General features: G+C 67.1%; 19 protein-coding genes. 10 read left to right on the top strand and 9 right to left on the bottom strand.

Annotated features, from left to right (window positions below; translation table 11 throughout):
* Positions 1–41: 41 nt before the first annotated feature.
* The 5 genes from pilM to pilQ all read left to right on the top strand — a co-directional run bounded on the left by pilM (position 42) and on the right by pilQ (position 5440).
* On the top strand, positions 42–1118 hold the full coding sequence (gene pilM, locus H6717_20660) for a type IV pilus assembly protein PilM (protein ID MCB9579455.1): 1077 nt from the start codon (positions 42–44) through the stop codon (positions 1116–1118).
* Complete coding sequence (locus H6717_20655; protein ID MCB9579454.1) at positions 1115–1753, top strand: PilN domain-containing protein; 639 nt, start codon at positions 1115–1117, stop codon at positions 1751–1753. The genes pilM and H6717_20655 overlap by 4 nt, the downstream gene beginning before the upstream one ends.
* Entirely contained in the window at positions 1753–2376 is a 624-nt protein-coding gene (gene pilO / locus H6717_20650; GenBank protein MCB9579453.1) for a type 4a pilus biogenesis protein PilO, read from the top strand. The genes H6717_20655 and pilO overlap by 1 nt, the downstream gene beginning before the upstream one ends.
* Positions 2373–2969 (top strand): pilus assembly protein PilP, encoded by a 597-nt coding sequence (locus H6717_20645; GenBank protein MCB9579452.1) that lies wholly within the window; start codon positions 2373–2375, stop codon positions 2967–2969. The genes pilO and H6717_20645 overlap by 4 nt, the downstream gene beginning before the upstream one ends.
* Before the next feature lie 176 nt (positions 2970–3145).
* Positions 3146–5440, top strand: coding sequence for a type IV pilus secretin PilQ (gene pilQ / locus H6717_20640; protein MCB9579451.1), 2295 nt, complete (start codon positions 3146–3148; stop codon positions 5438–5440).
* A 1-nt stretch (position 5441) separates the two neighbouring features.
* Here the strand turns inward: pilQ and H6717_20635 are convergent, their stop codons facing one another.
* The 3 genes from H6717_20635 to H6717_20625 all read right to left on the bottom strand — a co-directional run bounded on the left by H6717_20635 (position 5442) and on the right by H6717_20625 (position 10589).
* Complete coding sequence (locus tag H6717_20635) at positions 5442–6545, bottom strand: hypothetical protein (GenBank protein ID MCB9579450.1); 1104 nt, start codon at positions 6543–6545, stop codon at positions 5442–5444.
* A gap of 119 nt (positions 6546–6664) precedes the next feature.
* Positions 6665–7696 carry an enterochelin esterase gene (locus tag H6717_20630; GenBank protein ID MCB9579449.1) on the bottom strand — a complete coding sequence of 344 codons (1032 nt, stop codon included), beginning with the start codon at positions 7694–7696 and terminating at the stop codon, positions 6665–6667.
* A gap of 253 nt (positions 7697–7949) precedes the next feature.
* On the bottom strand, positions 7950–10589 hold the full coding sequence (locus H6717_20625) for a hypothetical protein (GenBank protein MCB9579448.1): 2640 nt from the start codon (positions 10587–10589) through the stop codon (positions 7950–7952).
* Between the two features lie 306 nt (positions 10590–10895).
* Between H6717_20625 and thrS the strand changes: the two genes are divergently transcribed.
* Both thrS and H6717_20615 read left to right on the top strand, forming a co-directional pair.
* A complete protein-coding gene (gene thrS, locus H6717_20620; GenBank protein MCB9579447.1) occupies positions 10896–12071 on the top strand; it encodes a threonine--tRNA ligase in 1176 nt (391 codons plus the stop codon).
* 14 nt (positions 12072–12085) lie between these two features.
* Complete coding sequence (locus H6717_20615) at positions 12086–12709, top strand: hypothetical protein (GenBank protein ID MCB9579446.1); 624 nt, start codon at positions 12086–12088, stop codon at positions 12707–12709.
* On the opposite strand, the gene H6717_20610 is transcribed toward H6717_20615, so the two are convergent.
* Positions 12650–13303 carry a hypothetical protein gene (locus H6717_20610; GenBank protein MCB9579445.1) on the bottom strand — a complete coding sequence of 218 codons (654 nt, stop codon included), beginning with the start codon at positions 13301–13303 and terminating at the stop codon, positions 12650–12652. The genes H6717_20615 and H6717_20610 overlap by 60 nt on opposite strands.
* A gap of 46 nt (positions 13304–13349) precedes the next feature.
* On the opposite strand from H6717_20610, the gene H6717_20605 reads away from it, so the two are divergent.
* Together H6717_20605 and fetB are read left to right on the top strand one after the other, a co-directional pair.
* Entirely contained in the window at positions 13350–14000 is a 651-nt protein-coding gene (locus H6717_20605; GenBank protein MCB9579444.1) for an ABC transporter ATP-binding protein, read from the top strand.
* Entirely contained in the window at positions 13993–14799 is an 807-nt protein-coding gene (gene fetB, locus H6717_20600; protein MCB9579443.1) for an iron export ABC transporter permease subunit FetB, read from the top strand. The genes H6717_20605 and fetB overlap by 8 nt, the downstream gene beginning before the upstream one ends.
* A 29-nt stretch (positions 14800–14828) precedes the next feature.
* Here fetB and H6717_20595 read toward each other — a convergent pair whose 3' ends face one another.
* The 5 genes from H6717_20595 to H6717_20575 all read right to left on the bottom strand — a co-directional run bounded on the left by H6717_20595 (position 14829) and on the right by H6717_20575 (position 19124).
* On the bottom strand, positions 14829–15545 hold the full coding sequence (locus H6717_20595) for a hypothetical protein (GenBank protein ID MCB9579442.1): 717 nt from the start codon (positions 15543–15545) through the stop codon (positions 14829–14831).
* Positions 15546–15637: 92 nt separating this feature from the next.
* Entirely contained in the window at positions 15638–16351 is a 714-nt protein-coding gene (locus H6717_20590) for a hypothetical protein (protein MCB9579441.1), read from the bottom strand.
* A 144-nt stretch (positions 16352–16495) separates the two neighbouring features.
* Positions 16496–17890 carry an RtcB family protein gene (locus tag H6717_20585; protein ID MCB9579440.1) on the bottom strand — a complete coding sequence of 465 codons (1395 nt, stop codon included), beginning with the start codon at positions 17888–17890 and terminating at the stop codon, positions 16496–16498.
* A gap of 65 nt (positions 17891–17955) precedes the next feature.
* Positions 17956–18396: an archease gene (locus H6717_20580; protein ID MCB9579439.1), complete on the bottom strand. Its 441-nt coding sequence runs from the start codon at positions 18394–18396 to the stop codon at positions 17956–17958.
* A gap of 38 nt (positions 18397–18434) precedes the next feature.
* Positions 18435–19124 carry a DUF2202 domain-containing protein gene (locus tag H6717_20575; GenBank protein ID MCB9579438.1) on the bottom strand — a complete coding sequence of 230 codons (690 nt, stop codon included), beginning with the start codon at positions 19122–19124 and terminating at the stop codon, positions 18435–18437.
* Between the two features lie 118 nt (positions 19125–19242).
* On the opposite strand from H6717_20575, the gene H6717_20570 reads away from it, so the two are divergent.
* Positions 19243–20040, top strand: a complete 798-nt coding sequence (locus tag H6717_20570) for a phosphatidate cytidylyltransferase (GenBank protein MCB9579437.1) — start codon at positions 19243–19245, stop codon at positions 20038–20040.
* The last annotated feature ends 107 nt before the right edge of the window (positions 20041–20147 follow it).

The raw sequence follows: 20147 nt of genomic DNA, 5'->3' as shown, positions 1-20147 counted from the left end.
GGAGCCCACGTCCCGCAACACCCCGCGGCCATCGAGGCGAAATGGGCGAAGGGAAGAATCTGGTCGGGGTCGATATCGGGACGAGCTCGATCAAGGTCTGCCAGCTGAAGGAGACCCGCAAAGGGCCGAGTCTCTTGCGCTTGGGCTTCGCGCCGTTGGCGCCCCAGACCATCGTGGATGGTCAGGTGATGGACGCCTCAAACGTGGTCGAGACCCTGCAGCGGGTCTTTCACGACTCCAAGATCCGGCAGCGGGAATGTGCCATCAGCGTTTCGGGCCAGAGCGTGATCATTCGGAAGATCACGGTGCCCATGATGACCCAGGCGGAGCTGGACGAGCAGATCCACTGGGAAGCCGAGCAGCACATCCCGTTCGACATCAAGGACGTGCAGGTCGACTACCAGGTGCTCCGCCGGCGGCCCGAGGCGAGCCAGATGGACCTGCTCCTGGTGGCCGCCAAGCGGGACCAGATCAACGACTACGCGCAGCTCGCGCGGGACGCGCGTCTGAAGCCGGTGGTCTGCGACATCGACGCTTTCACGGTGCAGAACCTGTTCGAATTCTCGCGCGGGCTGCCCCCGGACAACACCATCGCGTTGATCAACGTGGGAGCCAGCTTGGCCTCCTTGAACATCATCGCCGGTGGTGTGAGCGCCTTCACCCGTGAGATCGCGAACGGTGGCAACGTCATCACCGACGAGATCCAGAAGCAGCTAGGGGTGCCCTTCGAGCAGGCCGAAGCCTACAAGTGCGGCGGCGCGGCAGACCCGAACGACCCCTACCGCGCGGGCATGGTTCCGCAGCAGGTGGTGCAGATCATCGAGTCCGTTTCCGACGCGATCGCCGCGGAAATCCAGCGCAGCCTGGACTTTTTCATGGCTACCAGCGGGGAGGCGGAAATCAGCCGGATCTTCGTGACCGGTGGCACGGCCAACCTGTCCAGTCTCGCGCAGGCCGTCGAGCGCCGTGCCCGCGTTCCCACCGAGGTCTGGTCCCCGGTGGAACGCATCATGGTCGAAGCCAAAGAGGTGGTGCCCAACGTGCTGCAGATGCGCGCGGCCCAGCTCGGCGTGGCGCTGGGGCTCTCGCTCCGCAAGGAAAAGGAGAGCCGCGCGTGATCAAGATCAATCTACTCCCGCAGAAGAAGCGGGCGGAGCGCAGCGAAGCCAGCCAGATGTGGCTGGTGGTGGTGCTGGTGCTGTTCATCTTCGAAGCCGGCGGCCTGTTCGTGTTCCACGGCATCAAGAGCGAGGAGCTCAAGGACCAGAACCGCAAGAACGCGGAGCTCAAGACTCAAATCGAAACGTCCAAGCGTGCCGTGGCGAACCACACGAAGATCAAGCAGGAGCTCGAGCAGCTCCGCGCACGCGAGGACGCCATCGCCAAGCTGCAGAGCGCCCGCACCGGTCCTACCGCCGTGATGCTGGAGCTGGCTCGAATCCTGACTCCCGGACGTGGCCCCAGCGTCGACCCCGATCGCCTGGCCCAGATCCGCAAAGAGAACCCGCTGGCGGTCTACAACCCTGGTTGGGACGCTCGCCGGCTGTGGCTCACCCGCTTCGTGGAGCAGCAGCGCAAGGTGCGGCTCGAGGGTGTGGCCCGGGACGGCGAGGACGTCAGCGAGCTGGCGCGGCGCATGAATCTCTCGAGCTACTTCTTCGACGTGCGTCTCCTGCCCGCCAAGACGGAGAAGGACAAGGACTCGGGACTGGAAGTGGTCCGTTTCCAGCTGGAAGCGCAGGTGAGGTACTGATGGCCAAGGAATCCAGCCTCGCGCGCCTGCCTTTCTTGGCGAAGCTCGGCATCGGCACCGGCCTGCTGGTGCTGGTGGGCGTCGCCTACTTCGTCGTGTTCTATGGCGACCTCGCCAGCAGCATCAAGGCGGCGCAGGGACGCGAGCGGCAGCTACGCTCCGACTTGGCGGAGGCCCGCAAGAACGAGTTCGCGTACCAGAAGGACCTGGCGGAGCTCACGGATCGACAGCAGCGCCAGCGTGAGCTGCAGAAGATCTTGCCGGCGACGACCGAGTATCCGTCGTTTTTGAGCTCGTTGCAGTCCGTGGCCAACGTCAGCGGCGTGACGCTCTCTGCCTGGACGCCACAAGAGGAGATCCCGGAGCAGTTCTACGCCCGGGTTCCCATGAAGCTCGAGCTCACCGGTCGCTTTCACCAGGTGGCCAAGTTCTTCTACGGGGTCGGCCAGCTGGATCGCATCATCAACATGGAAAACATCTCCGTCACCGACCCGAAGCAGGAGGGCGACGAGGTCGACGTGAAGGTCGAGGTGCTGGCCACCGCGTTCCGTGCCCTGGCGGAAGGTCAAGGCAAGGTCGACAAACGCGAGCAGCGCCAGCAACAAGGAGGGCCCAAGAAATGAGGGCTCCCTGGTTGGCTCTCTGCATCTGTGGCTTGCCTCTTCTGCTGTCGACCGCGTGCGCCGAGGACATCGCCAAGCCCAGCAGCGGAGGCGGCTCGGGCGTGGTCAAGGCCCAGGCCGTTGATGGTGGCGCCACCACGGACGGCGCCGTCGCGCCCCCCAAGATCGACTTCCAAGAGGCGGAATTCGCAGAAAACGAGCGTAGCCGCGATCCCTTCCGCTCCTATGCCAACACCTTCGTGGAAGAGGCTCGGGGGAAGGTGAAGTCTCAGCGCGAGGTGCTCCTCGACCAGTACAACGTGGACGAGCTGAAGCTCATTGGCATCGTGACCGGCATCCACCCGGCCAAGGCCATGTTGGTGGACCCCACCGGCAAGGGGCACGTCGTTCAGCGCGGTCAGTACATCGGCCGCCCAGAGGTCGTCCAGGCGGGGACCGGGACCGGTGCCTCCTACGAGATCAACTGGCGTGTGGATCGCATCCGCGATGGCGACATCGTGCTCATCCGCGAAGATCCGAAGAATCCTGACGTACCCAGCGCCACTCGGGTCATACCGCTCCGTCCCGAAGGCTCCGTCGTCGACAGCGAGTGAGCGCGACGACCCGCCGTCGAGGCGGGCGTGTGCCCATCGGGGGACTTAACGAAGCGCCATCGGCAAAGGCGCGGAATTTGTTCGTCTCGTGCGACTCCAGCTAGGGTTTCACGTCGAATGGTCGCAGAACCATTGAACAGAGTTTTTTCGGCCATTCCGTCGATCGGAGCCTGACCATGAGGTGGACTTCGCCCCGTCTTTCCAGCGCCCTCACCTTGGGGCTGGCGCTTGCCATCCTGACCCCCGCCCGCGCAGAAGCGGCCGGAAGTGCGTCTCGGCACGCGACACGAATCCAAGTCGCTCGGACCGGGAACACCGGGGCGGCGCAGGTGACCGTGAGCTTCACCGCGGCGCCCACGTTCTCCGCGCGCTTGGACAAGCAACGAAAACGCCTGATCATCGACGTGCCGGATGCGGACATCCGAGGCGCGCCGGGCGCCGTCACCAAGCGCACTGGGGTGATTGGCGGCGTCTTGGCGCAGACCTTCGACACCAATGGGTCGAAGACCACCCGCGTCTTGGTGACGTTGCTGGAGGACGCCAAGTACTCCGTCCGGGTCGACGGGACCAAGCTGGTGGTGGCCTTCGAGCCCGGTTCCCTCGGGGTATTGGACAAGAAGCGGGCCGTGACGCTGGAGACCAAGGCGCCGGCGGCGGAGACCGGGATCGCGCGGGTCTCCGACGTACGGTTCGAGCACCAGAAGAGCCGCGACGACGTCGTCATCGAGCTGTCCGAGAACGTTCGCTACCGGTTGAGCAAGAGCGGGAAGAACCGCGCTCGGCTGGTGATCGACGGCGCCAGTCTGCCGGAAGCCCTGAGCCGCACGCTGGACGCGAGTGCCTTCGGGGGCTCCGTGAGGGCCGTCTCCAGCTATGCCCCCAACGGATCTTCCGACCAGGTGGTGATCGAGGTCGAGACCGCGGAGGCCGAGAACAGCATCGCGCGCCGCGGACACAGTCTGGTGTGGTCGTTCTACGAGCCGGGAGCGCTGCCCTCCAGCGTGACCGGCGTCGCCGCCGACGGTGGCGTCGCGCGCAAGACCCGCACCGTGTACGTCGAGCCGGATTTCGAAGACATCCCCAAGGTGCACGACGGCTACGTGGAGCAGAGCGGCGGCGACGAGGCCGCGGCGGTCACTCCCGGTGTCTTGGGCCAAACCCGCGGCCGCTACACCGGGCGCCGCGTGGATCTGGATCTCAAGGACGCGGACGTCCACAACGTGCTGCGTCTGTTGGCGGACGTGGGGCGCGTGAACATCGTCACCGCCGACAACGTGTCCGGCAACGTCACCATCCGCATGCGCAACGTCCCTTGGGACCAGGCGCTGGACGTGGTGCTGCAGGCCAAGGGGCTCGGCATGGTGCGGCAGGGCAACATGATCCGCGTGGCGCCGCTCTCGGACCTGGAGAAAGAGCGCGAGATGGCCATCGCGCGTCGCAAGCAGGAGATGCAGCTCGCGCCCATCGAGACGCGACTGATTCCCGTGAGCTACGCCAGCGCCGGGGACATCCAGGATCGCGCCAAGGATCTGCTCAGCGAGCGCGGCAGCATCGCCGTGGACGAGCGCACCAACGTGATGATCGTGCGCGACGTCGCCGGCAACCTGAATCAGATCGAAGAGCTCACCCGTTCGCTCGACACGCAGACGCCGCAGGTGCTGGTTGAGGCACGCATCGTGGAGGCCACCAGCCGCTACCTGAGAGACGTCGGTATCCAGTGGGGCGGCGACGCCACCTTCTCCGGCGCCACCGGCAACTCCACGGGCCTGGTGTTCCCGAACTCCGTGGGCGTCGTGGGCGGCGCCAGCGACTCGAACACGCCCACCGGCGGTCTGTCCCCGTTCACCAACTCGGTGCCCAATCCGAACTTCGCGGTCAACCTGCCCGCGACTGTCGGTACCGGACAAGGTGGAGCCATCGGCCTCTCCTTCGGATCCATCGACAACACCATCAACCTGGCGGTGCGCCTGTCAGCCGCCGAGTCGAGCGGCATGCTGCGGATTCTTTCGAGCCCGCGCATCCTGACCATGGACAATCAGCAGGCGCGCATCAGCCAGGGCACCCTGATCCCCTTCTCGCAGATCAGCGCCCAGGGCGTTCAGACGACCTTCCAGGAAGCCAAGCTCCAGCTGCTGGTGAAGCCGCACGTGACCGCGGACGGCAGCATCAGCATGAAGGTCAAGATCAACCGCGACGAGCCCGACTTCAACCAGACCTCGCCGCGAGGCGATCCGACCATCCTCAAGCGGGAAGCGGAGACCAACCTGCTGGTGATGGACGGTCACACGGCAGTGATCGGCGGGATCTTCACGCGCAACACCGGTCGCAACCTGGACCAGGTGCCCTTCTTCGGGGACATCCCGTTGATTGGCCTTTTGTTCCAGCGGCGCCGAGCCAGCGACACTCGTGGCGAGCTCGTGATCTTCCTCACGCCTCGGATCGTGAACCGAGCCGAGGCGCTCGGACGCTGAATCAGAAGCAGGCCGTTCCGAAGTCCGCGCAGCAATCCCCGAAGCCGAGGCAGCTGGCGTCGCAGTAGCATGCGGGGCTCGAGCCCGGCGCGGGGCCGCTCGCGAAGCACATGCCCACGCAGCTGCCGGAGCCGCTGGGAGCGGGCGTCGGCGTGGGCGCGGGAGTCGGTTCCGGCGTCGACGAGCCGCCACAGGCCGCTTGGTAGTCCCCGCAACAGTCGCCGTAGCCGGTGCACTGGTCGTCGCAGTAGCAGCTGGGGCTGGAGCCCGGAGCAGCGTTGGGGCTGCCGCAGATGCCCTGACACGAAGCGCTGCTGGGCGAGGGAGACGGCGTGGGCTCCGGAGTGGGCTCGGGCGTGGGTGTCGGCTCGGTGGGCTCCGTCGGGTTCACCTGCGGCGACGGGCAATTGCCCGGCGCGGTGATCACGTTGATGTCGCTGCCGTAGTAGAAGCGCAAGATGCCGACGAAGTCGCGCCCGTTCTGCTCCAGGCAGCGCGCGCCGTACTGGCTCATGCAGCCGCGGTTTTGACCGAAGCCGGGCGGACCAACATAGCCGAGCTTGGTCTGCTTCACGGAGCTGCCGCTCTTGCCGTCGTTGAAGGTGACCCACTTGGTGGTGGAGCCACCGCTGTCCACGCAGGAAGGTCCGGACACGCCGGAGTCCCCGGCGACGTAGAAGCCGTAGGTGAGCATCTGGCCGTAGGACAGATACATCTGCGCGGTCTCCGCGACCGCCTGGTAGTGCAGCGGACCGGGCTGGTTGTTGCAGCTGTACACCTGGCAGCCTTGGCCGTCGCAGATGGAGCCCTGGGTCGCCATGTTGTAGTAGGCGACGCTCCGCGCCGCGATGGCCTGCGCCTTCAGAGCTTCGAGCCCCGCGCCGTTGTTCTCGCAAGCGATCACGTGGGGCAGGTAGTCGAGCTCCATGTCCACGCTGCCGTGCCCAGTGACGCTGATGCTGCAGTAGGCGCTGGAGACCTGATTGACCCGTTCCGCTGCTCGTCCCGTCGACTCGTTGTCCTGGGGAGGATCCCCGGTCGCCGCCGAGCAGCCGGGTAGGAGGGCCAGGACTACGACGGGACCGAGCAGGGAACGTAGGCGCATGTCCCACCCTCTAGCAGCCGTCGTGCCAGCGAATTTCTGGCCGAATTCCCGCCATTTCCTCGAAATCTTCCCGATTCGTCCGGACGGTCCGCGGGCGGCGTCCGGACGTTTCGGACGCCTCACACGGGCGGCGTCAGCCGCTCCGCGAGGTAGCGGAGGGCCAGCGGGTAGCGGTACTCGATGGCGCTGTGGGTGCCGTCGAACAGCTCGAAGAACACGTCCTTCACGCCAATGGCCTCGAGCTCCCGCCGAAACGCCTCGGCGCCCAAATCCAGGAAGTACTGATCGCGACGCCCGGCGTCGATGTAGATGGCGCGTAGGCCTCGGAGCGCGGGACCGTGGCGCGCCACCATGCGCACTGGATCCCAGTCGAGCCAGCGCTCCCACACGTCTGGCAGCAGGCGACCCGTCACGGTGTCGTAGGGCAGCCGAACCGTGCCGTCTTCGTCCGCGGAGTAGCAGGCCGCCATGCACCAGTCGTTGAGCAGGTTCATCTCCCACGGCTCGCGGAGCGGCGTGGAAGAGCGCTGCCGTGCCCAGAAGGCATCGAAGCTCCCGTCGCAGTGGTCCCGTAGCGCGCGCACGGCATCACGGAACGCCGGCAGGTAACAGGTCTCGAACAATGCGTCCCCCGCGTGGGTCGCGAGGCCGCCGAACACGTCCGGGCGCAGCATGGGGGTCACCATCGCGCCGTATCCGCCGCTGGACTTGCCCATGATGCCGCGATGGGCCGCGCTGGGAAGCGTGCGATAGCGCTCGTCCACGAAGGGAACGACCTCGTTGCACAGGTAGCTGTGGTATTCGCCGGTGCCGGGGGAATCGAGGAACTGGCTGCCGCCGAGCTTCGTCCAGCAGTCCACGTAGACCACGATGCACGGCGGTGCTTCTTGCCGCGCAAAGAGCTGGTCCGCCAGCTCCGGGAAGTGCTTGCGCAGCGGAAAGCGGTTCTTCCACATGTCGAGCTGTCCGGTTAGACCTTGAATCGCGTACACCGTCGGGTAGCGCTGCTCGGAAGAGTCGTCGTAGCCGGGCGGCAGGTAGACCCACAGCGGGCGCCGCGCCGGGTCGCGCAAAGGGTTCTCCTTCAAGAGCTCGCTCTCGATCCAAAGCTCGTCGATGCGACCGGCGTAGTCGTGGGACCAGGGTTCCATCGGTCGAGGCTACGTCATGGTGGACCACCCCCAAAGCGCCCTGGGCATTTGCATGTTGGTGCGGCGCGATCCCCGTCGCGAACGGCCGCGCTCCACGTTGCCTTGCGTCACGGTTTCTCGCGGCACACCTCACTGCACGGCGCAGTGTTTGCGCTCACTTGCTTCGCGGCCGTCCGCCAAAGCGGGCAATCCCACCGGGTACTGATCGCGCCGGGGTTCGCGCCGGGCCAACATCAAAATGTAGAAGGACGAGTCAGTTGGCCTTGGCGACTTCGCTCTTCTTCTTCTTGGGGTGCGGTACGTCGTAGCCCGTGGGCTTGGTGCTGGGCACGGCGCCCTCCGCCTTCCAACGGTACGCGTGGGGCACCATGGTATGGCCCAGCGCGTAGAGCACCGTGGTGTCGTAGCCGGCGAGGGGGGGCGTGGGAGTACCTGCGCGATGCACGAAGGCCGGGTGCTGCGAGCCGCGATCCAGCTCCACCACGCGCTTGCAGCCGGTACGCATCAACGCGGCGGCCAACGAGTCGCTGGAGTCGTGGCGCGCCTGGGCGATGAGCACGCGACCCGTGCTCGACACGCACAACGCACCCCGCAGGCGCATGGGTCCGTGGGTGAGGGCGTAGTCCGTGAGCTTGCCGTCCTCGGCCAAGAGCGGCAGCTGCGCCGCTTCTTCGTCGCTCTCGAGCTGCGGCTGGGTGCCGGGCGGCAGGACCTTGGGCGCGCGGTGTGGCGCCACCACCACCGTGGCGTAGGCGCTGCGCAGGTCGAGGGCGGGCTTGCCGTCGAAGGCGAGGCCGTAGCGCGTGACCTCGGTGGTGTGCCCCATGTTGATGGCGGCGACGACCTTGTGCTGCTCGTCTCCGCTGAGCTCGAGCTTCTTGTCGACCCCGCCTTCCATGCTGGGCTCCTTGTTGCCCGCACGCACCCGCCACTCCACGCGGCCGGGCTCGAAACTGGTGAGCTCCACGTCCAGGTTGCCCATGCGCAGCGTGGCGTGGAACACGCCGGGCAGCCACGATGGCGCGGGCTGCGTACCACCATCCGGCTTCCACTGCACGCGGCTGGTGTCTTGCGGTACCGGATTGCGCACCATCACGTAGAAGAAGTCCTTGGCGCTCCAGCGAACGAACTTCGCCGGATCCAGCTTCATCTCGTCGTGGGCCTTCTTGAGGTGGAACTCCTTGGCGCGCATGTCGACGATGTCGGTGAACACGAAGCCGCAATGGCCCGGGTTCATGTCCAGGTGCATGCCGTAGGAGCAGCCCGCTTGGCGGAGCGCCTTGCCCAGCGTGGGGCCGTCTATTTCGGGACCGAAGGCATAATAAAGATGGCCCGCGGGCGTGACACACAGCGCGGTGCGCTGGGTCATCACGCTGGTGCCCGTCAGCTGCCAACCCCAGATGTAACGTCCGGTGGGATTGGCCACGCCGTCTTCCACCAGTGGATCCAGGTTCTGGCGGAAAGACACGATGTCGTCGGGGATGTCTTCCGTTTGCGGCCAGCTGCCGAGGCCCACGTCCTCGTGGTCCGTCACCATCACGGTGGCAGCTCCCGGCACCGGAGGCAGGAGCACGCGCTTGTCGACCATCATCCCGTACTTGCCGTGGGTGGTCTTGAAGGCCCCGTTGAAGGTCGCAACGATGCGATCCTGGATGTCCTTGTTGCGCGGGAGCCGCCCGTCCCCTGGAGGTCCGGTGAGGGGCTTGGGATCCTCGAAGCCCGCCTGCATGCCGAGCTCGAGCTGCCGCATGTCCATCGCGATCAGCATCACCTCGGAGTAGGGGCGGTCCTTGTCCGGACGAATGAAGGTTCGGTAGAAGTAGGGTGGCGGCTTGTCGGTCTTCTGCTCCGTGGGCAGCGGCCGGAGATAGGGTAGCTCCACCGGCTGCCACTCTCCCTCGCCGGGCTTGAGCTCCTTCCACAGGGAAGGGATCGGCGGCGGTGGCCAGGTGTCGCCGTCCGCGAGCTTGGAAGCATCCAGCACCCGCGCGACGGCATCCGCTCCGCCCTCGTCCTTGAGGCGATTGGAGTCGCCAGAATCGCTGAACAGCTTGAAGGTGGTGCGGCGCACCGTGTCCTTGGCGCCAAAGACCTTGTCCTCCAACCACGCGATGGGACCCGGGCCCACCTCGGCGCGCACGGTGTCGACGCCCCACAGGACCAGTGGCTTTTCGTGCTGGCGATGGATCTCCGCGCGGGCGGCGTAGGCCTGACCGCCTTCGGCGGCGGTCAGCTTGCGGGTACGGGTGTCGAGCACCAGGCTGCGGCCGCGCTCGCCGATCTGGACGCGAAGCATCGGCGGGTCGAGCACCAGCTTGGCCTGCTTGGCGGGCAGCTCCAGGACCACGTCCGTGCGGCCCACGCCGCTCAAGCTGCCGGTCTCCTGCCAGGCGGTGATGGAATGCAGCATGCGCTGGAACAGGCTCTTGGGTCGGTCCTCGCGCCGAACGCCCGAGAGCTCGAGCAGCGTCACGCCCTGGATGCTGCCGAAGGCGACGGTGGCAAAGGCGGCCTCGCTGCCCCGCACTTCGAGCCCGGCGTCGTCGCCCAGGGGCGTCTCGGTGATGTTACGGATTTGGCGGACCGAGATCGGCTTGCCATCGAGGGTGACGCGGACGCTGGCGCGGTACACGTCGCGGGGCTTGCCCTTCTCTTCCGAGCCCAGGAACAGCAAGCGGCGACCGAGGAACGTCTCCGTGAAGAACCCGGGGCTCGGCTCCCAACGGATGTCTCGCGGATCCACCACGGTGTGGGACGCACGGCCGAGCATGTCGGCGAGCCCGTCCAGCGACTGCGCCGGCGGGCGCTCCGCGGCGCAGCGCACGCCGAAGCCCATGCCGGCGGCGATGGCGAACAGCGGCGCGCGCCGTTTCACGAAGGCCTGGAGGTTCATGGGCTTACGCAACCGCCCGGGTGTAGCGAGGGGGGCCGAGCCGCGCAAGTTTGGGGAGGATCCCGCTTGGATTTCGTGCGCTTCGGCTTGACAGCGGGCATGAAGCAGCGCACATCCCGAAGGCGATGAAGCTGCGTACCGCGACCGGCACGACCACTACCCGCACTGGCGGGAGCGGATTCGTGCGCGCGCGGTAACTCGCACGTCGCCACTTTCGAATCAGCCCCGCCGGGATCTCCGACGGGGCACATTGGCGTCTTTCATCGCGCGCTCCGTCGGCCCGGCCTTCGAGAAAAGGACCGAGCCATGCTCGACGAACGTGATCACAGGCAAATAGGTAAACGGCTTCAGCTCTTTCACTTCCAAGAAGAGGCGCCCGGCATGGTGTTCTGGCACCCGCGGGGCTTCGCCCTGTACCGCCTCCTCGAGGACGCGGTGCGTCGGCAGTTGGTGGTGGATGGTTATCAAGAGGTGCGCACGCCGCAGCTCCTGCGTCGGCCGATCTGGGAAGCGAGTGGGCACTGGCAGAGCTTTCCCGAAGGCATGTTCGTGCTCGAAGCCGAACAAGCTGCGCTCAAGCCGGTGAGCTGCCCGGGCCACGTGCAGCTGTTCCAGAGCGCGGCACCCTCGTACCGGGATCTACCGGTCCGACTCGCGGAGCTCGGCTTGGTGCATCGCGACGAGCCCAGTGGAACGCTGCACGGGCTGTTCCGCTTGCGCCAATTCACTCAGGACGACGGGCACGTCTTCTGCTCGCCGGAGCAGGTGGAGGAGGAGGTAGCGCGCTTCTGCCGAAGTCTGTTTCGGATCTACGCGGGCTTCGGCTTCGAGGACGTGGCGGTGGCCCTGTCGCTGCGGCCCGACAAGCGCGCCGGATCCGACGCCACGTGGGATCGGGCGGAGGCGCTGCTCGCCCGGAGCGCCCGGCGCGCGAGCATCGAGCCCGTGGAGCAACCCGGCGGCGGTGCCTTCTATGGCCCGAAGCTCGAGTTTTCACTGCAGGACCGCTTCGGTCGAGCGTGGCAGTGCGGGACGATCCAGCTCGACTTCGTGCTGCCCGAGCGCTTCGACATTCGCTACGTCGGTTCCGGCGGAGACCGTTTGCGTCCCGTGATGCTGCACCGCGCGGTGTACGGCAGCGTGGAGCGGTTCTTGGGCGTGCTGCTCGAGCATCACGAAGGGCGGCTGCCGGCGTGGCTCAGTCCGGAGCAGGTCGTGATCGCTCCGGTGTCCGCCCAGGAGCAGGGCTACGCCGAGGAGATCCTCCGCGCGCTGCCTTCGGTGAGAGCGCGGGTGGACGCCTCCGGCGATTCCCTGGCGCGCAAGGTCGCGCGGGCGCACGAAGCCGGCGTTCCCTACTTCGTCGTGGTGGGACCGCGCGAAGTGCAGAGTCGGTCGCTGTCCTTGCGAGCAGAACGGCGTGGGCTCTCCTTCGATGAAGGCGTCGTGTGGCTGGAGGAGCGATGTCGCGCGCCCTTCTGAGCTATGCTTCGTCCGTGCGTTGGGCTTTCCTGCTACTGCTCGCGACCGCAGCTTGCGGCAGCGATCCGGAGCCCGCCGACAGCGGCGGGTTCGGCGCGCACACCCTCGGGTCCCTGGCCGAGGAGTGCGAGGGCGTGAGCGGTCTCAGCGGGCAGGCCATCTTGGACCAGCGTGCGGACTCCTTTTCGTCGACGCTCTCCTACGTCACGGCGCAGGGCCAGAAGGTGAACCCCACGGATCTGAGCGTGCAGCTCGCTTGGCCGGATGCGCCCGCTGCCACCTGCTACCCGCCCTACGAAGCGCACAGCCATCAGGTCGCGTTTGCCCGCGTCGCCATCCAAGGCCTGGGCCTGTCCTTCGTGACCACGGACGGGAAGCTGACCGAGAGCTTGCCCGCGAAGGCCTGGCTCTTGCTCTTGCCCAGCGGTGCGAAGTCCGTTCAGGTCATGGCCGTCACCACGCCGGACGCGCTCACCGGCAGCTGGCAGGCGCCGCCCGAGTATCAGTCTTTCGACACCCTGGTGTTCACCGTCGGGCTTCCGTCCCAGAGCGGCGTCGTCGCCGTGTCCGCGCAACCGTCAGCGGAGATCGACGCCGGCGTCCTGCGCGGCAGTCTTGCGGTGGCGTCGTTTCCGTAGCGCGAACAACAGACCGAAGAGCGACAAGCTGCCCAGCGGGGGCGCGGACTCCCGCGCCATCCCGCAGGCACCGCAGCCGCCTCGGGGCCTACGCGGTGGCGCTTCGCCCTCCGACGACACCAGCGTGCCGTCCTCGGCCAGTTGCTCGCTGCGCACTCGCTTTGCGTCACAGCCCTCCGGCGTGAACGTCACCCGGTAATACCAACGGATCTCGTCCGCCTTGGAGCTTTCCTCGATGGTGCGCACACCACTGAAGGCCCCACCGCACTTCAGACCCGCGTCGGTCAGGGCGTTGGCCTTGTCACGGTCGCGAGCCGTGAGCGCATCCAGCTGCTTCGCCGCCGCGGCGTCTACCAGCACGAACTGAAGCCCGCCGATCATGGGGTGCCAATCCACGGGCATGACCTTGCCCGGCTCCACGCGGTCGGCGCCGCGCCAGGTGTGCGCCAACACCAACACCTTGCCTGCCGGAGCCGGCTCCGCGTCCACGCGAATCGAGAGGCGTACACCCTTCTGCCCGGAGGGAATGACGTCCGCCTGTGCGGCCGAAGCGACGAGCAGGATCGAGGCGACGAGCGCGAGGATCTTGCGCATTTCCGATTGATACCACGCAGGCACCGCCGCGTGATACGCCATCGGGGTGGCGCTGCTCGAGCTCGACTCCGTCACCGTCTCGGTGAGTAGCCGGGTGCTCGTCCGCGACGTGTCGCTGACCGTCGACGCCGGCGAGCTGGTGGCTCTGGTCGGGCCATCCGGAAGCGGCAAGACGGAGCTCCTGCGCACCATCGCCGGGCTGCGCGACGCGGACGCCGGCAGTATTCGATTCCGCGGACGCGCTCAGGGGCAGGAGCCGCTGCCCGAGTGGCGTCGTCACGTGACCTACGTGGCTCAGCGCGCGGTGCTCCTGGACGGCAGCGTGGAAGACAACCTGCTGCGCCCCTTTCGCTATCGTCACGTATCCGCTGAGTCGAATCGCGAGGAGCTCACGGCTCTCGCCCAGCGCTTGGGCCTTGGCGCCGGCATCCTGGGCCAAGCCGCGCGCACGCTGTCCGTGGGCGAGCAGCAACGCGTCGGGCTGCTCCGTGCCCTCGCGATCCGCCCGGAAGTCGTGCTGCTCGACGAGCCCACCAGCGCTCTCGACGCGGATGCGGTTTCACGGGTGGAGGCGTGGCTTCGCGAGCGAGCCGCGGAAGGACTTGCCGCCGTCATCGTGACCCACGACGCCGAGCAGGCCGAGCGCCTCACCGTTCGTCGCGTCCAAATGCGCGACTACGCGGAGCCCAATGCCTGACCGCGGCGCCATCCCCCTCGGCCCCGGGCAGCTCGCCATCGCCGCCGCGTTGGTGGTGATCGCCGGTGGAGTGAGCGTTGCGCTGCGCCTGGGCCTGGAGAAGAAGCTCGGCGTCGCCGCCCTGCGCACCGTCGTGCAGCTCTTGCTCGTGGGCTACGTGCTCGAGTGGGTGTTTCGCATCGAGCAGCCGGTAGTCCTCGCCGGCGTGCTCTTGGTGATGACGGCAGCCGCCGGCCGTGCCGCCGTGCAGCGGTCCAGCCGCAGCTTCGCCGGAGCCCGCCTCGGTGCCTTCTTCACGCTGGTGCTCACGGGGCTGTCCACGACCTTCACCGTGACCGCGATCATCGTCGGCGTGCGACCCTGGTATCACGCCCAGTACGTGATCCCGCTGCTCGGGATGGTGCTCGGCAACTCCCTCACCGGGGTGTCCCTGGCCTTGGACTCGCTGCTCACGGATCTCGACGAGCACAAGGATCGCGTGGAGATGGAGCTATCCCTCGGTGCCACGCGTTGGGAAGCGGCTCGCGACCCGCTGTCCCAGGCGGTGCGCCGCGGAATGATCCCGATCCTGAACTCGATGACGGTGGTCGGGATCGTCTCGCTCCCCGGTATGATGACCGGTCAGATCTTGGAAGGCGCGAGCCCGCTAGCGGCCGTGAAGTACCAGATCGTGGTGATGTTCATGCTCGCCGCTTCCACTTCCCTCGGGTCCATGGGCGTGGCGCTCTACGTCTTTCGCCGCCTGTTCAACGACCGACACCAGCTCAGAGCCGAGCGCATCACCCGCAGCAAGGGCTGACTTCGGCTTCTTTTGTTGGTGCGGCGCGATCACCGGCGCGTGAGCGCTTTTTCCAGCTCGTCGGCGGAGGTGGTCAGCGCTGCAACCTCCACGCCGAGGACCTGAGCCGCCTTCGCGTCGGGCATGGCGCCCTCCTCGAGCAGCAGTGCGCCGTAGGTGCGGGAGGCTTCGCTCACTCGGTAGAGGGCGTTCTTCACGTCGATGGAGCGATTCACGTTGTTGATGGCGGACTCCAGAATGCGCAGCACGCGTTCGGCGCGGGCTTGGCCGTCGTCTCCGATGCGAGGCGCCGCTCGACGCTTCTTCGGCGCTGCTGCCGGCTCTTCGCCGAAGTCCTCCACTGCCGGAACGGACTCCAGCTGCTTCAGCATTCCTTCGCTGGTCTCGAAGGGATAGTCGTCCACCAGCACCAGGCTCTTGCCGACGCGCTGGAGAAGAAAGCGAAGCACGGAGACCTGCAGGCCTCCGGTGGTCTCGAAGTCTCCGGGATTGTCGATGGTGAACGCGGAGCGGCACGCGGCGAGCCGCTTCTCGACGTCCTTGGGGAGCTCGAGGCTCGCGTCACCGTAGGCCTTCGACACTTCTTCCAGGCTCGGGATCGAGCCCATTGCCCCCATCTCCCCCGTGTCGTCGTCCTCGTCCGGATGCTCGACGAACCAATCGTCGAGGGCTTTGCCACAGGCCAGCTCGAGGTCGATCATCTCGTCCTGGGTCAGGGGCGAAAGGAGGGTGATGGTGCCACTCATGGTGGCGTCCCTGCACCAAAGTGCGCCGCGCCGAAAGAGAAGCCTCAGAACGGGCGGATAACTCGCTGAAATTACGACAAAATGCTCGCGGCTCAGGGCAAGTCCAGGGTCACCGGCGCGAGCAAGTGGCCGCCTTCCGCACCGGCCATCGGCACGGAAACCTGCACCGTGACCGGCCCGGGCGGCAGCGGGCGGTCGAAGAATCCGGTGGTTCCGTCGGGAAACGGGCGCTCTTCCAGGACGCTGCCGTCCACTTGCAGACCCACGAAGCGCGCGCGACCGCGCGGCGCAATCCGCACGCGTGCCAGCGCTTCTTGTCCGTCACGTGTTCCCGCCACCAACGTGCACGCCGCGCCCGGGACGCCGCCCTCTCGGGGAGCGGTCGAGCGAATGCAGAAGCGCCCGTCCCTTACCGGAAGGAACAGTTCCAGGGCTTCCGCGCCCGGGTTCTCGATGCTCACGTCCAAGTCCGCGCAGTGGTGACACTTTGCCCGCGGACGCGACGCGAGCCGCAGCTGGACACCCGGAGCCAACGGGGGCGCTGGCTGCGCCGTCAGACAGCCGCTGGAGCCCAACGCGCGCAGCACGTCGACGTCGCTTCCCGTGCACTCCGTCGCGACCAACGTGGTCGTCGCCGGGCTCGCGTCGCGCTCGGCCACACGCGCTGCGTCTTCCGAGCTTGCCGAGCTGCGCGCGATCGCGGGGCCGCCGCCGTCGTCGCGCGCACCAGAGCCATCCGCCGTCACGGGCGCTCGCGTCTGCGGGGAGCACGCCACTGCGGACGCCATCAGTACCAGCCAGCGCATCCCACAAACAACGCGGGCCGTCCCCGCCACCTTTCACCCCGCAAATCCCAAGCGATGTCCGCGCTTTTTGTCGAGCGAATCGCACTCCGGACGCACGGCGCCCAGGCGACCATTTCTCACTCGGTGCGCGCTCGGTAGCGTGCGTCAGCCCTTGATCACGCCGAGAGGCACCAGGCGCGCGACCTTGCGCGACACGCCCGCGCCGTGGATCACGTCCACGACGTCGGCGACGTCCTTGTAGGCTTCGCTCATCTCCTCCGCGAGAGTGCGGAGTCCCTTGCTCATCACCTCGATGCCGCGCTCCCGGAGCTCTCGGTCGATGCGACGCCCCTTGGCCTGCCTGAGAGCGGCCTTGCGCGAGAGCAGTCGTCCGGCGCCGTGGCAGGAAGAGCCGAACGTCTCCTGCATGGCGGTGGCGTTGCCGGCCAGCACGAAGGAGTAGCGCCCCATGTCACCCGGGATCAGCACGGGCTGACCAACGCTGCGATAGCGCTCCGGGACGCGCGGGTCCCCCGGCCCAAACGCCCGCGTGGCGCCCTTGCGATGCACCAACAGCTGCTGCTCGCTGCCGTCCAGCGTGTGGGTCTCGAGCTTCGCGATGTTGTGGCACACGTCGTACAAGAGCTCCGCTCCCACGTCGCCGTCGCCAATGCCGAGGGCTCGACCCAGGGCCTGCACCGCCAGGCCGGTCATCACCTGGCGGTTCGCCCAGGCGAAGTTCGCCGCCGCCTGCATGGCGCCGAGGTAGCGCTGCCCGACGTCCGAGCGGATCGGGGCGCAGGCGAGCTGCCGATCCGGGAGCGCCCCGTAGTCCGCGCCGAAGCTCGCGTAGATCCGCGACAGCTCGTGCAGTGTCTCGTCGCAGACCTGGTGCCCCAAGCCGCGCGAGCCGGAGTGGATCATCACGGTGACCGCGCCTTCCCGTAGGCCGAAGGCCGCGGCCGCATCGGGGTCGTACACTTCGTCGACGTGCTGCACCTCGAGGAAGTGGTTGCCACTGCCGAGGGTGCCCAGCTGGTCCGCGCCGCGATCGAGCGCGCGAGTGCTCACCGCGCTGGGTTCCGCGCCGGACAAACAACCCTCTTCTTCTGCATGGGCAGCGTCGCTGTCACCGGCGACGAAACCTCGCTCGATGGCCCAGCCGGCGCCCCGCGCCATCACCTCGCGGAGCTCGGCGTGGGACAGGCGCTCGATGGCGTTCCCAACGCCCACTCCGGTGGGGATGGCCTTGAACAGACGCGTGACCACTTCCTGGATGCGCGGTCTCACTTCGTCGACGGAGAGGCGCGTCGTGAGCACGCGGCAGCCGCAGTTGATGTCGTAGCCCACGCCACCGGGGGAAACGGCGCCCGCTTCGGCGTCCACGGCGGCAACGCCGCCGATGGGAAAGCCGTAGCCCCAGTGGATGTCGGGCATGGCCAGGCTGGCGCCGACGATACCCGGGAGGTGTGCCACGTTGACGACCTGCTCGAGAGCCTTGTCCTCGCGGACGCGTTCCAGCTGGGCGGGCGCGAGATATACGCGCCCCGGCACCTTCATGCGCCCTTGCTTCGGGATCTCCCAGCTGAAGGGACCGACTTGGCGAAGCTTCACGGGACTCCCTTTCAAACGTCGAACACGACCTGCGCGAGCCAGCCGTCGGCGTCTCGCTCGAAGCGCGCGGCATGCAAGGTGACCGCCTTGAGAGCGAGACCGTCCACGTGAGCCTCGGGGTCGTAGGGGCCCACGCCCACTTCCACTGTGCAGCCATGCTCCGGATCGAAACGCGTCACCGCGCAGCTCTCGGGCACGACCATCTCGCATTCGAAGCGAAACAAGAGCTCCCGGAGCACGTCCACCGCCATCGCTGCCCGATCGCCCCTCTCCACCTGGACCGTCAGATCACGTTCGGCGGATACGGCTCCACCTCCGGTGAGCACGGCGGAGAGCGCCAGCACCAGGCGTGCGAGGGTCTGCTCGGCGCTCTGGCCGTGAACGAGCACGCCGGCGTCCGCCGTGTGGTCCAGCTCCTCGAAGGGTTGAGGCAAGTGCAAGCGCTCCGCCACGCCCCCAGTGGTAGCAGCGGCGTGGCGGAGCTCCAACCCTACTGGTTGCAGGTCTCCTTCGCGGACCCGACGATGTCGGCCAGCTCTTGAGCGGTGATGTACTGCGCTTCGTACGTCTCGCCGCGCTGCTGCAGCTGTGAGTAGAAGGAGCGCATGTGATTGCGGGAGCCGCACTGAAGCGAGTCGTACATGGACAGGACGTCGGCCTCCGTGGCGCTGGCCCTCATGGCCTCGATGTCGCGGATGTCGAGATCCTCGATGGTGGCGCCGGCGCGCAGTGAGTCGACCTCGCTGCCGTTGCCGAGGGCGACCAGGTCCGTGTACAGCTTCGCCAGCTCGGAGCTCGTGAAAACGCCGACGGTGTCGTCCTTCACCGGATCTTCCAAGCCGTAGGTGTCGAGCACGACCTTCACGCTGTCCATGTGCGTCTGCTCGGACTTGGAGATGTTCTGGTGCGGCATGAGCTTCCAGGTGTCGTACAGCGTCAGGTACACGTCCCGCGCGAGCTTCTCTTCTTCTCTCAGGAAGGTGAGGTCGTCTGCGACGGTAGTGCCCACGACGCCGGCGCTGCCTCCAAAGCCGGCACCGCTTCCAGTACCGGCACCGCCTCCGGTGCCGGAAACGCCGGCGCTGCCGCCAGTGCCGCTGGCTGGGTCGGATTGGGAGTCACTGCCGCACGCTGCGGTCGCGAGGCCAAGGGATGCGACAAGAAGGAGGGAGAATTTCATGACGGCTCCTTTTTGTGGTTGGAGCCGAAAGCACAGATCATGGGTTCGCACTGCTGGTCTTGGCGCGGAGCCGGCGGGCTGATAACCAGTGCGTTCCTTGGCGAAGAGCAATCTCTTGGTGCGGGTGCTGACGGCCATCGTCGTCGTGCCGCTGCTTTTGGCCCTCATGTTCTGGGGGCCGGTGTGGGGCTGGTACGCCCTGGTGGCCTTCGCTTGCCTGGTGGGAGCCTCGGAGCTGTTTGGGATGACCCACCCCGGGGACCGCGTGGCCCAGGCATTGGGCATCGCCATGACGGTGGGGGTGTCTGCTGGGGTCTACTTCTTCAGCGACGACCCGAAGAAGCTCTTGGCCGTCGTGCTGCTGGTGCCCATCGTCGGCATCCTGTTGCCGCTCTGGCGGCTCGGCGAGATCCCGACGGCGGGGCTTCGAGTGATGGCCAACGTGGCGGCCCCGTTCTACATCGGCGCGCTGCTCACCACCATCGCGCTCCTGCGGCGGGACCAAGGAGAGCTGGGCCCACACTACGTGGTGATGACCCTGACGTTCGCCTGGTTCGGTGACACCGGCGGGTACTTCTTCGGTCGCTTCCTCGGCAAGCACAAGCTGTACGAAGCCGTGAGCCCGAAGAAGACGCGGGAAGGCTTCTTCGGTTCCTTGGTCGGGTCTGCGCTCGGCGCGACCGTGGCGCACTTCTGGTACCTGCCCAGCATCCCGCTGGAGCATGCGCTGCCTCTGGCGGTAGTCGCCGGCGCGCTCGGTCAGCTGGGGGATCTGGTGGAGTCCCTGCTCAAGCGCTCCACCGGCATCAAGGACTCGGGCTGGATCGTGCCCGGTCACGGCGGCATCCTGGATCGCATCGATGCGCTCTTGATCGTCGCCCCGCTGGTGTATCTATACACGGCGTTTCGCGGCTGAACCTGACGCGGCGGTCGAAATCTCCCCCTGACGGGGATCGCGCCGAACCAGAAAACCTCTGGGAATCCAGGCGGGTCCGAAAATAGCGTTCAAGGGGGTTGGAACGG

The organism is Polyangiaceae bacterium, from assembly GCA_020633235.1.
GTDB lineage: Bacteria > Myxococcota_A > Polyangia > Polyangiales > Polyangiaceae > JACKEA01.
Note: the sequence above shows the minus strand (reverse complement) of the source record. Positions and strands in the feature narration are given on the sequence as shown.